Here is a 13,958-nt window from a genome sequence, read left to right as displayed (position 1 = left end):
CCTGCCCCCCCCAATCCATTCCCGCATTCCCGACCGCCATCTCCCCACCTGCCCCCTTCCTTCCATAGCCAGCCCCGTTAAACCCCAATCCAAACATCACACACCTCTTGCACTAAGGTCACGAAACGATAACGAACCCCTCATCGTTGCCAGATCGCCTCTACGGTCGGGGCGTGGCGATGTCCATGCACAAGCTCACGGCCGGGACCGGCTACGAGTACCTGACCCGTCAGGTCGCCGCGATGGATGCCACCGACAAGGGCCACGTGTCGCTCGCGGACTACTACAGCGCCAAGGGCGAGTCGCCCGGTCGCTGGCTGGGATCTGGCCTGACTGGCCTGTCGACATGTGGGGCAGGGCGCACGCTCGAACACACCGCAGCCTGGTCGGTCGAAGCGGACTCGGTGGTCTCCACCGAACAGATGAAAGCGCTCTTCGGCGAAGGCAGGCACCCCAACGCCGACGAGATCGAGAAGGCGTACATCAAAGCTGGTTCGTCGGCGAAAGTGGCAACAGAGGCCTCCAAACTCGGTGCCCTGTTCCCGATCTACACTAAGGAACCCGAGTTCCGTGTGGAGCTGGCAAAGCGGTTCAGTGACTACAACATTGAGCGCGGCGAGCGATGGAACACACCCATCCCCGACGAGGTGCGGGCACAGTTCCGGACCACTCTGGCGCGGGAAATGTTCAGTGCCGAGCACGGCCGAGACCCTGCCGACGATCGCGAACTCTCGGGCTATCTCGCCCGAATCAGCCGCCCCAAGCAGTCCGGCGTCGCCGGATACGACCTGACCTTCTCCCCCGTCAAATCCGTCTCCACCCTGTGGGCGATCGCGCCACGAGAGGTGATGGAGAAGGTCGAACAAGCCCACCAGCGGGCCGTGAACGACGCCGTCGACTTCATCGAGAACCACGCCCTGTTCTCACGATTGGGCACCAAAGGGGTTCAGCAAGTCGACTGCCACGGCCTGATCGCTGCCGCCTTCACCCACCGAGACTCCCGCGCCGGCGACCCCGACCTACATACCCACGTCACCGTCAGCAACAAGGTGCAAGTCACTGGCGCGGACGGCATCACCCGGTGGATGGCCATCGATGGCCGCCCGCTGCACAAGGCCATCGTCTCTGCCTCCGAGCGCTACAACACCCGCCTCGAAGCGCACCTGTCGGACCTGCTCGGAGTCTCGTTCGCCGAAGTTGAACCAGCTGATCGAGGCAAGCGCCCGGTCCGCGAAATCGTCGGAATTAACACCGGGTTGATGACCTCCTGGTCGTCGCGACGAACCGCCATCGAAGAGATGATCGGTGAACTGTCCACCACGTTCCAATCCGACCACGGCCGAGAACCCACGTCCACCGAAGCGTTCGACCTGGCGCAGCGAGCCACTCTGGCCACCCGTGACCGCAAGCACGAACCCCGCTCGCACGCCGAGCAACGCACCGCCTGGCGACGCGAAGCCATCCGCATTCTGGGCAGCGACAGCGCGTTGTCGACCATGGTGGAGCGTGCACTGAGCGGCACCGCCGCAGTCCGCAATGACCCGCTCACACCCGGTGAGATCGACCGCTGCGCCGAACACATTGTCGGTGTCGTGGCCGAGAAACGCGCAACGTGGCAGCCACCGCACCTGCGGGCCGAAGCCGAGCGTTTGTTGCGCGCCGGAATACCGGACCTCGCCGCGGCTTCAGGTGCCGGCAAACCGGTCATGAAACTCGGAGCGCCGCTTACGGTCGGTCTGCTCGACGAGGCGGTAGAGCAGATCGTGACAGCGGCAACCGGTGAACGACACAGCATTTCCCTGGCTTCCACCCGCCTCGACGGAGAGATGAACGAACCGGACATGCTGCGCCGCAACCGCAGTCACGGCCGCGCATCGGTCTACACCACCCACGACACCGAACTGTTCACCAGCGAGGCCATCGTGGCGGCCGAGCAACGCATCGTGGCCGCAGCCCGCCAGCGTGACGGCCGCACTATCGAGGGAGTCGACGTCGATCTGGCGCTTCTCGAGCAGACCGCGAACGGGCGCTCGCTCAACACCGGGCAAGCCGCGTTGGTGCGTGAGTTGGCGACCTCTGGCCGCCGCGTGCAGGTGGCGCTCGCACCAGCGGGAACCGGAAAGACGACCGCGATGCGAGTGCTCGCGAGCGCCTGGAAAGCAAGTGGCGGAACCGTAGTGGGAATGGCGCCGACCGCCGCTGCCGCCGCGGTGCTGCGCGACGAACTCCAAACGCCAACCGACACCCTGGCCAAACTGGTGTCGTTGGCCCGCGACGAACAATGGCTCACCGACCAAGAACAACTGGCTGCCACTCCCCGATGGCGACGACTGCTCGACAAAGACCTCAATCGCCGCGCCGATGCGGCGCAACAAGGGCTCCGCGAGGGCACCATACGACCAGCCACGCGCCCCGACTGGTACCGCAGCATCGGCCCGGACACGTTGCTGGTGGTCGATGAAGCCGGTATGGCCGGCACCCCCGACCTCGACGTGGCGATCGCCCATGTCCTCTCCCGCGGGGGCAGCGTGCGGCTCGTCGGCGACGACCAGCAACTGGCGTCCATCTCCGCCGGCGGCGTGCTCCGCGACGTCGCGCTGCAGACCGGTGCAGTCACCCTGACCGAAGTCGTCCGCTTCTCCGATCCCGCCGAAGGGTCTGCCTCCCTGGCCCTTCGAGATGGCGAACGGGCCGCTCTGGGCTACTACGCCGACCACCACCGCATCCACACCGCCGCCGACGCAGCCGCCGCCGATCAGGCCTACACCGCCTGGAGCGCGGACCGAGATAGCGGACGCGAATCGGTGATGCTCGCGCCCACCCGCGAAACAGTCAACGAACTTAACGCCCGTGCGCGAGCCGATCGCCTCGCCGCGAGCAGCGGCACCCCCGTCGGCCCGATCGCCGATCTGGCCGACGGTCTTCAAGCCTCGGCCGGCGACACCATCTGCACCCGCCGCAACAAACGAAACCTACGACTGTCGGCGACCGACTGGGTCCGCAACGGCGACCGATGGACCGTCCTCGAGGTCAGCGCCACCGGACAAATCCGCGCCAAACACCACACCCTGGGCCGCGAAATCGTCCTCCCCGCAGACTATGTGCGCGACAACGTCACCCTCGGCTACGCCTCAACCATCCACGCCGCCCAGGGCATGACAGCTGATACCTGCCACGTCATCGGATCCGACGGACTCTCTCGCCAACTGCTCTACGTCGCCATGACCCGTGGGCGTCACAGCAACGACATCTACCTGTCCACCGCCGAGGCTGATCCGCACAAGGTCACCACCCCCAAAGCACTCAACCCGCAAACCGCCATCGAACTTCTCGGCGGAGTACTCGACCGCGACGGCGCGCAAACCTCGGCGACCACCAGTGCACGCGAAGCACTCGACCCCGCTCAGCGACTCGGATTCGCCGCCGCCGCCTACCTCGACGCCGTCGGGTCTGCCGCCGAAAACTACGCCGGCCCAGAGACCATGGCGACCATCGACGCCGCCGCCAACACCGTCTACGACGGACTCACCGACGAACCCGCATGGCCGGTCCTACGCAAACACTTGGCCATCATCGCCGCACACGGCCGTGACCCCGTGACCGCGTTGAAAAACGCAGCAGCACACCGTGAACTCGACACAGCGGACGATGTGGCCGCCGTCCTGGACTGGCGACTCGATACCAGCGGATCACACTCCGGCGGCGTGGGACCACTGAGCTGGCTCACCGGGATTCCCGCCGCGCTCGCCAAACATCACACGTGGGGTCCGTACCTATCTGGCCGAGCCCAACGAGTAACCGAACTGGCAGACGGCGTCCGCGAACACGCACACACCTGGACCCTCACCGACGCCCCGGCCTGGGCGCGGCCCTATGTAGCCGCGGCCGCCGACGGCGAGCTCGTCGCTGACCTCGCAGTGTTCCGTCACGCGAACGACGTCCCCGACACCGACCGTCGACCCGCCGGACCCGCACCCTTCGCCCACGCGCCCGCCCGCGCCCACAAGAACCTCACCCGCCGCGCCGAAACAGTCGTCACCGCCAGCACCGACGAGCGCTGGACCACCCTGGCCACCAGTGTCGACCGCCACCTCACCCGCGACCCGTACTGGCCCGAACTCGCACAACACCTGTCCCTGGCCGCCCGCGCCGGGCTCGACGTGCGTGCGCTGGTCACCGACGCCGCCGCACAGGGCCCGCTGCCGACCGAAACACCCGCCGCCGCCCTATGGTGGCGACTGTCCGGGGTACTGGCACCAGCCACGCTCGATGCCACCAACACCGCTGGCCTACGCCCCGACTGGATCAACGACGTGGCTGCCGTGCTCGGTGAACACACCGCATCCATCGTCATCTCTGACCCCGCCTGGCCCGGTCTGGTCACCGCCATCAACGCCGCCGACCCGAGGACCTGGACACCCCGCGACCTACTGAGCACTGCCGACGAACTGCTCCACGCCGGCGGCGAAGGCACCCACGTGCGAGCCGATGAGTACGCCCGGCTGCTCACCTGGCGCGTGGACCTACTGACCGCCCACAACGCAGCGGCCTACGGCCACATCCCGCTCCCCGAGGAAGGCCTCGATCCAGAGGCCGAAGAAGCCGCCGTGGTCGCAGCCGGTCTCGTTGAAGATGACCAGTACCCCGACCCCGCCCTCGACGACTACGCGGATGCACCCGCACCTGACGAACACGTCGACCCGCCAGTCGACGCCGACTACCTGGCCGCGCTCCTGGAGGACGGAGCACCCCCCGAACCTGGTTACGAACCCGAGGAGGAACCGCCCTACCGTGATCTCCCGTTCGAGGACCACCTCCCCACGGCGCCGCGCCCTCCGGCCGGGGGCGATACCCGCTCCGCGGCCGAACTCCTGGCCGATCACCTGGAATTGACCCACCAACTCCGCGAACTGAGTCAACAGATCGATACCCTTCGCGCCGAGGTTCTCGACATCACCCAGATGGGTGAACATGAACGCGCCGCCGGGCCCCTAGTAGCTGATATGCGGGCCCGCTTCGACGCCCAACGCCCCGCCGTCCTGGCGGCCGACCGCGTGCACGCCCGATGGGCAGAACTGGAAGAAGACGCCGAGGAAGCCGGCCGTGCCTACACCGACATCGCTGACAAACTCGCTGCAGCGCAGCGCGATAACGACGAGGCCGCGATCGCCCAACTCGAACCGCTCGAGCGCACCATGGGTCTGTGGAGAGACTCGGCAAGCGCCCTCGCCGACTCCGTCTTTGACGACCTCGTCACCGCCCGCACGGCCGTCGACGACATCGCCGCCACCACCGGCGGACTCGTGACTGACACCGACATCGAACGCGTCCGGATGGCCGCCCAGCAACTCGACATCGACACCCTCAACGAGACCCGCGCACGCCACCTCAGCATCGAGGGCCGGCTGTTCCGGATCGAGGGAATGCTCGCCCAACGACATGGCATCGAACGATGGAGCCTGCGCAACGCCGACATCATGGCCGATCTATTGGCCTCCGCCGTGCCTCAACCTGCCGTCGAACCAGAGCCGCCACACATCGTGCACCCGGCCGCCGCCACGGCCGACGAACTAGTCGAGTTCATCCAGGCCGAGCCCGTCCGGTCCCTCTCCGACAAGCAACTTGCTGCCGCCGTGCGCAATATCGGAAAGCGCCTGGCCCGCACCGACAACGACTTCCTCGGATGGAAGCCCGACACCGGAGCAGAACAGCGGGTGCGAGCTGCCCACCAGCAGCTCGACACCGCCGCTGAGCATATCCAGGTTGCGCGCCAGCACCAGGCGGCCGCGCACACCACCCACCAGCAGGTCACGCATCTGCATCAGCAGGTCACCGCCCTCAGCGGCACACTGGCTACCGTCCGCCGGCGGGACAGGCCACAACTGCAGGCCGAACTTGATACGGCCAACCAAGCACTTTTCGCTGCGCGGCGTGACCACACCGCCGCACAAGCTTTGGCTCACCAAGCGGCCGTGGCCACCGGCCGCCCCGCTAGCGAATGGGACACCGTGCTCAGCGCGGCCGCTGACACCACCGCCAAAGAGGTCGAACTCGCCGCTGCCCGCGACCGCGACACCCGCAACACCGACACCTACCGACAAGCCCTCGCTCAGCGCGACACCGACCGCGCAAAACTTGACGCTGCCCTCGCCGAACAGGCCCGACGAGACAGTCTCGAACCAGACGCGCGTGCCGCCGAGAACACCGCCCGCGACGCCGGTGAATCAGTGTCGAAGACGTCAGCCAGAACTCCTGCAGAACGCACCACAACGGTGCCGGCGCACGCCCAGCCAGACCCCACCTTGTCTCCCGATGCCACACCCCAGCCCGGCCCAGACATAGGACTGTAAAACTCGTCGTCAGCGTCTGTTCGTGTACCATCAAGGTAGAGCCGTATCGCATGGCTGACCCCGAGTCATAGTGAAAGCCCGCATCTTTCGCGCAGACATTCGAGGGCAAGGTCCGTAACTGGATCTGCGAGATCGAGTTAGACCCCATTGCACTGACAACTGTGTGGTGAATGCGGGTCATCACACGTCCCCAGTGAATGGAAAATCTGATGACGAAGAATCACGGTAAGAAGAAGGCGGCTCGCGCCCTCAAAAACGCCAACCCCGCGCTTACCTACCCAGCCGCCCGTCGCCTCGTCCACGGCCAACCCCGCACGACGTCGCAACCGATCTACAATCCTTCCGATTTCGACAGTATCGACAGGGTTCTCAAGGCGACCATGATCGGCAGTGAAGACGACCTCATCGGTCAAAAGCTGACGAATATCGCCGACGGGAACGGGTTCTATGTGGAGCTGGATGACGCCCTCGCCGAGATAACCATCGACCATGTCGTGATGTTCAGGGACTGGACTGCCAACCACGATGTTCACGAGGTGTACGAGGGTGGCGGTCAGGTCGGTGAGTGCCAGATCGAGGCCGTGCTCGAGTACTCGGCCACGATCAGCCGGCAGGACTTCGCTGCGGCGTCGCCACCGGTCCCCTGGTCAGTGTCTGACCCCAACTGGTCACCGACCCACATCCTGGTCACCGGGAATCTGGCCGCCGAACTCAGCTATCACTTCGAATACGGAGGCAGCGGTTCAGTGGAGCACTTCGTCTTCCACGGGCTCTCATTCATCGACTCCGTCTGAGCTGGAGGAAACAACGCCGGGAAGGCTACGGCGCCGCCCTCTGCCAATGTGGGCGGCGCCGCAACCCTCGGCAGCATCTGACTCGCACTCAGAGCCCGGCGCTTGCTTTAGCTGTCGCTGTGTGGCGTCGCCGAGCGTCGATCCTCGATATGCACTAGGGCTAACGGTTCTGTATCGAGTTCAGTCATAGGGACCGCTCGACGTGCAGTGATCTCGCCGAAGCGAATCGCGACGTACGCCAACCTCAGGCTCGCATCGCTACCCCCTGGTGCAGAGGGGAACAGAAGTTCAATCCATCCTCGGGGGAATGGATCGGCGGCATCGACAATGAATTGCCAACGGTCGCCGTGAGAAATTGTCAGTAGATCATCGCCCCACAAACGCAACACCCGTTCCGGCGGGGGCGATTCGTTGGCAGCTCCGAAACCAGTGACAGGATCAGCAAAATCGATGGTTTCACCAGGCGGCAACGACAGCATGATGCCCGGAATGACCCCACCAGTTCCGGTCATCGTCGTCATACTGTGTTCATCGACGATGATGTTGATGTCAGCCGCGTGAGCAGCCATTCGAATCTGGTCAGCCTCGCTCGCACGCTGCGGCCATGGCCTTAGCTCCCGACTTTGGTGTTTTCGTTTGAACGGCCACATCGCATCTACCCCCGGACTTTTGAGTTTCGTCAAGATCTCTGGCCCCGTTGTCTTCATGAATTTGGGGACCTGCGGGACGGTTGGAGCGTCAATCGTGGGAGAGAGTGACGGTAGAGGTTTGCTGGGAGCTACCTTGGTCGCGCGACCCTGGGCCGGGTCGGGGAACACTCGCGGACGTAGATTCTTGACCATGATCGACAAAGAGCTCGCTGCTGTTCTCGACGAAAATCGTGCTGCGTTGATCAGCTCGGTCACGCGGCTAAGCGATGAGCAGAGCCGATCCCGGCTGGTGCCGTCGTTGACAACGCCGATCGCTCTGGTCAAACACTGTGCTGCTGCAGAGAGGGTGTGGTTTCAACGCACCGTGGCAGGTCTGGCCCTAGAGAACTGCGACGGATATGCCACGGGCGACGCTCGCAGCTGGGTGGTGGCACCCCACGAAACGCTTACCGATGTATTGATTGAATTCGAAGCGGCGATCACTCTGTCCCGCGACATCGCGTATGGACCTCATTCGACTGACAAATTTGTCCACTACCGACGCGGCGAAGTGACCTTTTACTGGATTTGTCTGCACATGATTGAAGAGCTGGCACGTCACGCAGGCCACGCCGACATACTGGTTGAGCAGATCCTGGCTGGCGCAAAGTAGCAACCGTTCCGCGCGGTCCGATTGGGCAAGTTGCTGTGGAACGAGGGATATAGCCCGACCCCGCAACCGCTGCTGATAGCAGCGAACGGGCGAACCGCACTATCGCGGACCCCGCCAGCGGGAGTCACTCTTTTCTCGACGACCGTTGGCGTTTACTGGTTTTCAGTCGGTAGCTGGTGGTGCCGGTTTCGAGGATGTGGGCGTTGAAGGTGACCCGATCGACGATCGCGGCGACCAGGCGTGGGTCGGGAAAAACGGTGCCCCATTCAGAGAACGGCAGGTTTGATGCGATGGCGATGGAGGCGCGTTCTTCGCGTTCGGTGATGATTTGGAATAGCAGTTCGGCCCCGCGAGGATCGATCTGGACGTAACCTAATTCGTCGAGCAGCAGCAGATCGAGGCGCCCGTACTTGCCGACGATGCGTGAGAGGGTTCGTTCGTCGGCGGCCTCGACGAGTTCGTTGACGAGTTGGGCGCACGTTGTGTAGCGGACGCGGCGGCCTTGTTCGCAGGCTGCGAGCCCTAATCCGATGAGTAGGTGCGATTTTCCGGTGCCGGAGTCGCCGAGGAGTACGACGGGTTCGCCTGCGTCGAGGTAGTGCCCGGAGGCCAGGGTTCCGATGGTGGCCGGTGTGATCGTAGGGACGGCATCGAGGTCGAACTCGGCTAACCGTTTCATACGCGGGAACTTTGCTTCGTTGATGCGGCGGATGCGGCGGCGCTCGACCCGGTCGTCGAGTTCGGCGGCGAGCACGTCGGAGAGGTAGCCGAGGTGGGTGGAGCGTTGGCGGGTGGCGACCTCGGCGAGCCGGACGGCTTCGGCGCGCACGGTGGGTAGGTGGAGGTCTTTGGCGGAGACGGCGATTGCGGCCTCGGCAGCGGTATCACTGGTCATGTTCGGGGCTCATTTCAGATCTAGGACGCCACGGGCCGGGTGGCTGGTGGGTGTGCGGTGGTCAGGAGGTCGTCGTATCCGGCCAAGGTGGGTGCAGGTCTGTCAAACCGATGCAGCGCACCGACCTCGGCCACAGGTGCCTCGATGCCGGCGGCGGTGCGGCGGGCGGCGATGATCACCGCTGCCGGAGCCAGGACCCCGGTGGCGGCAGCATCGGCCATCGCGGCGATCACCGCAGAACGTGGCAGATGGCGGTGCGCGAGGAGAAGTTCGATGAGCATGCGGGTGCCGGGGCCATCGCCGTGCCGGTCACGGGCGGCATCCCAATACCGTTGATGGGCGTCGGTGAACACTCCGCTGTTGCGGGCCTGCACTAGCGCCGCGGCACCGGGCAACGCACCAGGTTTGCGAGACAGGATCTCAAGGTAGTGATCGAGATCGAGAACATCGAGATGGCGGCCCACCACTCTCGGGTGGGTGGCGATCACCGTGGCCCCATCGACAATCTCGATACGGGTAGCGGTGCGCCGCGCCAGCACGCGTGTGCCGACATAGCGCACTGGCACCGAGTAATAACACTGGGCGACTGCGACGCGGCTACGCTGATCCACCCGCCGAATCGCAGTGACGGCGGTATCAAACACCTCGATCGGTGCCGCCGCCAATGACGGCTTCTCCGCAGCGAACTCAACGCTGATCGTGCCGTGGTGCCCGGCGATGACCCGCCCGTCATCGATCAGGTCAGCAGCGGCGATCAGCTCGTTGAGCTGGTCAAGTGAGGCGACGGCAGGGACCGGAACCAAATGCCGGCGCCGGAACCGGCCGATCTCGCCCTCTACGCCACCTTTTTCGTGAGCGCCGTCGATACCGGGCTGGCAAAAGAACGAGTCGAACCCGTAGTGCGAGCGCAGGGCGATGAACTTCTCGGTCTCTTGCCGGTTGCGGCCCTTCAACACTTTGGCGACGGCGGGCTTGAGGTTGTCATACCGGATCCGGGCGGGAACTCCACCGAGATGGGCGAACGCCCGCACATGGCCTTCGAGGAACGCTTCCTGCGCTTGGGTGCCGTACGCGACGTGAAACGCCCTGCCGGAGTGCGATAGCCGCATCACGAACATCCACACCCGCACCGTGCGCCGATCAGCCAACTCGATATCGAACTCTCCGAAATCGACCTCGGCTTCCGCGCCCGGGGCATGGTGTTGCGGCACAAACACCTTCACCTCGACCAGGCCCAGTTCCCGACGCCGGATCGCGACGTACCGCGACACCGTCACCTCAGAAATCTGGGCACCATGCTCGGCGATCAACCGCTGCCACACCCGACGTGCGGTATGACGCTGCTTGCGATGCACCTGCTGGTCAGCCACCAGCCAGCCGTCAACGATATCGGCGTAACGGTCCATCGACGGCCGACCCCGCGCCGGATACGCCTTGCGAGGTGGCGGCACCGCGCAGGCCAGAGCTTGCCGCACCGTGCGCCGGTGAGTTCCGTGGCGCTGCGCCAGCTCTCGGATCGACAAATTTTCCAGGCGGTGATCACGCCGGATCTGTTCGAACAACTCCACTCGAGAAACCACCTCACCGAACCTCCATGCCTTGACAACCAGACACAGACGATCCGAACCCAGGTGGGGCCAACATTGGAGACGACACGCCGCCCACCACTCGGCACACCATCACCCCCACCCCCGGGGCCAACATCCGTGCAGAACTACACCTCAGGCGGGGCCAACATCAGTGAACACACTCAGACTTTGAACACAACGAACGCCAGTGACTATTGCAGCGGGCTCTGACACCCCGCTCTCCCCCAGATTTTCTAGGCACCGAATGTCTGCTAACTGGCCACGGCCTGCCCGTAAACTCGATAGGCCGTCACTGTCGCAGTAGACGATTCGATGGAGGATAAGGCGTATGTCAGGCTCAGTGAACGTCCCCGCGTGGTCGCGGCTGGTGCATCTGGGCGCGCATGAAACCCCGGAACCGCGGCCCGAACTCGCAGAGCTCGGTATGGATGCTGTGCACGAGGCGTGCATTTACGCCTGGAAGTACAGTCGGGCCGACTTCGAGCCCCACCTGGACGTGGAAAGAAAGCGCAGCCAGTGGCGCGAAACGTGTGCGCTTGCAGGCTCGATGGCTGAGTCTCTGATGCTAGGCTCCGCGGCAGTCGTGGAGGCCGAGTGGCATGCTCGGGCGATCGCGGCCGGTACAGAGTCGGCAGGTATGGCGCTTGCGCAGCGCTATCTCGCCGACACCGCAGTCGACACCGTAGTGAGTATCGGACACCGGCTGATCAACTTCCTGGTCCGTGTTGCCCGGACCGATCCAGCTACTTGCAGGACTCTGGCGGACGTGAGCTGGTTCGAAGCTTTCGGGCCGACGTATCTGCCATTCGAGACGGACGATCCTGCAGCGTGGTTACCGTTGAACGAGAAGACAATCAATTCGCTTCGGCGCGTTCTTCCGGCGCGGCATGCACCATCTCTTGATGCCCTCGACGTCCTGGTCCGGTCTGATGCTTGGAAGGCCGTTTTTGAGATCCGGGGCGAGAACTTCCACAGGTGGCGCAAGGAGCACGAATCGGTCATCGGTGTCGATGCGAACTCCGGGGCCGAAACTGACTTGTACAACGATGAGGGGAACCATATCGGTAGGTCGATTGGCGGATTCTCCCGGCGCCATACGATCAGCGATGGCTTGACGGCACGTACGACGGCTGTTGCCGGCGACGGCTTGCGGGCGGTTGCCGTGGCCCTTGACGCTCTGATCGCGGACGCACTCCAAGTGCTACCGGAGATTGCGGACGGATACACGATCACGTTCACGGCTACCCACATCGAATACGGGCGGCAGACGTACCGGACCACGTTCTAGTAGAGCGCCGTCACAGCCCAAATCCCTGTTCCCGATGTTGATTTGCGCCGCTATCTGGGTGGAGAGGTGCGTCAGTCCGCGTGCGGGTCGGACGCGTTCTTGAGCGTTTGATTTCAGGATTGGCCGCTGGGAGGAGGTCTGCTACCGAGGACGTGCGTGCAGGCGGCGTCGGTTCAACCCACTGCTGATGTTCAGGTGCCCACCGCCCATGAGCGACTTGTCCATTGAGGACGGGGCTGATGAAACGGTTGGCTGTGTCTAGAGCGGTGTGTACGTCGTGAAGATGGACAGGCAGGGACGTCTCTTCAACCCGCTTGGGGTAGGTGGTCGCCCACTCTGGAGCGGGTAGGCGCAGTGGTGTTGGAATAGAGACGTTGCGTTCGGATTCTTGTTGACGCACTGCTGCAAGCAATTTTGGGGCATCGACGGTACTGCTGCGACTGAGGATCACGATGTCGGCGAGGTCGTGGGGCCGGGTCGATGGACTTGTTCCGTCGCTGCCGTAGGTGTCGTACATCGCTGCGAGCTTGTCGGCGAGGTGTCTATGCACGGGATAGACCCGCAGCGCGGCTGGCGGCGAGAGGTCCGGCATGGTCACGAGCGCGTCGGGGGTGAGGACGTCGGGTGTGAAGTCCACCGGCCGAGTGGTGTTGACGTCGATGGACGCACTGGCGAAGCGTTGGCCGTTGAGGTTGTAGGTCAGTCGCCCGGTGTAGTTTCCGCTGTCTTTGGTGCGGGAGAGTCTGAGGTCGAAGCTGCCGTACTCCCCCGCTATCGGAATCAGGGCGCGCCGCAGGGCAGTTTCCACTTCGGCGGCTTCGCGGGCGAACGCCAGGTCGGCATCGGCGGTGGGACGGGCCTCGGTGCTGCGATATTGCAGCGCGGTGCCTCCGGTCAGTACCCACTGCTCGGCACTGTCGGACCGGAAGAGTCGTACCGAAAACTGCTGCAGCACAAACGCTCGGGCGACCTCTTGCGTGGGCCACTGCATCTGTTGTGCGCGTTGTCGCAACCGGGAACTGAGCGCGGCACGGAAATCAGCTTCAGACGCATAATGCGCCACGTCACGCTCCGATCGGTTCGCGCGCCGACGAGAGCAACAAGTCGACCAACCCGTTACCGTCTCCGGCTCGCAGTTTCCACCGGCGGGCATGGGGAGCGCACAGGTCGACCAGCTGCTTGCGGGTCAGCAAGTCATCGTCGAGGCAGTGTTCGAGGACCGTGCCCAGGTGGCCTCCGTCAATGACCTCGCCGGCAAGGTCGGACACGATCCGAGCTGGTGTGGCGACGGGCAATCCTTCGTACAGGTGCCAGTCGATCCCCAATGAACCGAGCGGTCGACGGTGGCTTCGGGTCCGCTGGTTCCGCACATTGATACGGTGCGGCCCCGACAGATTGAGCCAGTTGGTGGTGATCGAACCCAGATTCTGAATCGCTGCGGCGCTTTGATGACTGACGATCGCTTCAGGCTGCCGACGTCGCCGGCGGATGTCTCCGCCGGGGCTCAGTGCGAGCCATTGTGCGGCCCAGTCCTCAAAGCTGCACCAGTAGTCGGACTCGGTGAAGGCGTAGACGCCGTGGTGTACCCGGCGCAGCACGTCGTGGTTGGTGGCGCGCGCCAGTTCGTAGCGTTCGACTCCGTGTGCGCGTGCCTGGGCGGCGGTGAACAGTCCGAACTGGTTGTCGGCCACCTCACGTAGCCTGCTGCTCCCGACGGTTGTCATGCAGCAATAGTAGCAT

The 13,958-nt window shown here is 64.3% G+C and carries 9 protein-coding genes; 4 read left to right on the top strand and 5 right to left on the bottom strand.

Annotation, left to right across the window (positions count from 1 at the left end):
• Nucleotides 1-179: 179 nt before the first annotated feature.
• Both mobF and WIMU1_RS24295 read left to right on the top strand, forming a co-directional pair.
• Complete coding sequence (gene mobF / locus WIMU1_RS24300) at nt 180-6,350, top strand: MobF family relaxase (RefSeq protein WP_116917827.1); 6,171 nt, start codon at nt 180-182, stop codon at nt 6,348-6,350.
• Nucleotides 6,351-6,559: 209 nt separating this feature from the next.
• Nucleotides 6,560-7,144 carry a hypothetical protein gene (locus WIMU1_RS24295; RefSeq protein WP_133248721.1) on the top strand — a complete coding sequence of 195 codons (585 nt, stop codon included), beginning with the start codon at nt 6,560-6,562 and terminating at the stop codon, nt 7,142-7,144.
• 107 nt (nt 7,145-7,251) lie between these two features.
• Here WIMU1_RS24295 and WIMU1_RS24290 read toward each other — a convergent pair whose 3' ends face one another.
• The gene (locus tag WIMU1_RS24290; RefSeq protein WP_157366810.1) at nt 7,252-7,851 is read right to left on the bottom strand and encodes a hypothetical protein; all 600 of its coding nucleotides are present in this window, start codon (nt 7,849-7,851) and stop codon (nt 7,252-7,254) included.
• A 133-nt stretch (nt 7,852-7,984) separates the two neighbouring features.
• Between WIMU1_RS24290 and WIMU1_RS24285 the strand changes: the two genes are divergently transcribed.
• Nucleotides 7,985-8,446 (top strand): DinB family protein, encoded by a 462-nt coding sequence (locus WIMU1_RS24285; protein WP_062800963.1) that lies wholly within the window; start codon nt 7,985-7,987, stop codon nt 8,444-8,446.
• Between the two features lie 124 nt (nt 8,447-8,570).
• On the opposite strand, the gene istB is transcribed toward WIMU1_RS24285, so the two are convergent.
• Nucleotides 8,571-9,341, bottom strand: coding sequence for an IS21-like element helper ATPase IstB (gene istB, locus WIMU1_RS24280; RefSeq protein ID WP_062800961.1), 771 nt, complete (start codon nt 9,339-9,341; stop codon nt 8,571-8,573).
• Nucleotides 9,342-9,361: 20 nt separating this feature from the next.
• Nucleotides 9,362-10,921: an IS21 family transposase gene (istA, locus tag WIMU1_RS24275; RefSeq protein ID WP_062800959.1), complete on the bottom strand. Its 1,560-nt coding sequence runs from the start codon at nt 10,919-10,921 to the stop codon at nt 9,362-9,364.
• A gap of 337 nt (nt 10,922-11,258) precedes the next feature.
• Between istA and WIMU1_RS24270 the strand changes: the two genes are divergently transcribed.
• Nucleotides 11,259-12,218 carry a hypothetical protein gene (locus WIMU1_RS24270; RefSeq protein ID WP_169805156.1) on the top strand — a complete coding sequence of 320 codons (960 nt, stop codon included), beginning with the start codon at nt 11,259-11,261 and terminating at the stop codon, nt 12,216-12,218.
• A gap of 10 nt (nt 12,219-12,228) precedes the next feature.
• Here the strand turns inward: WIMU1_RS24270 and WIMU1_RS24265 are convergent, their stop codons facing one another.
• Both WIMU1_RS24265 and WIMU1_RS24260 read right to left on the bottom strand, forming a co-directional pair.
• On the bottom strand, nt 12,229-13,281 hold the full coding sequence (locus tag WIMU1_RS24265; RefSeq protein WP_062800955.1) for a nucleotidyl transferase AbiEii/AbiGii toxin family protein: 1,053 nt from the start codon (nt 13,279-13,281) through the stop codon (nt 12,229-12,231).
• Nucleotide 13,282: 1 nt separating this feature from the next.
• Entirely contained in the window at nt 13,283-13,942 is a 660-nt protein-coding gene (locus WIMU1_RS24260) for a type IV toxin-antitoxin system AbiEi family antitoxin domain-containing protein (protein ID WP_062800954.1), read from the bottom strand.
• Nucleotides 13,943-13,958: the final 16 nt, after the last annotated feature.

The sequence above is a fragment of the Williamsia muralis NBRC 105860 genome, from assembly GCF_001598915.1.
In the GTDB taxonomy this organism is placed as follows: Bacteria; Actinomycetota; Actinomycetes; order Mycobacteriales; family Mycobacteriaceae; genus Williamsia; species Williamsia muralis.
The sequence above is the reverse complement of the archived record's forward strand: the minus strand, read 5'-3'. Positions and strand labels throughout refer to the sequence as shown.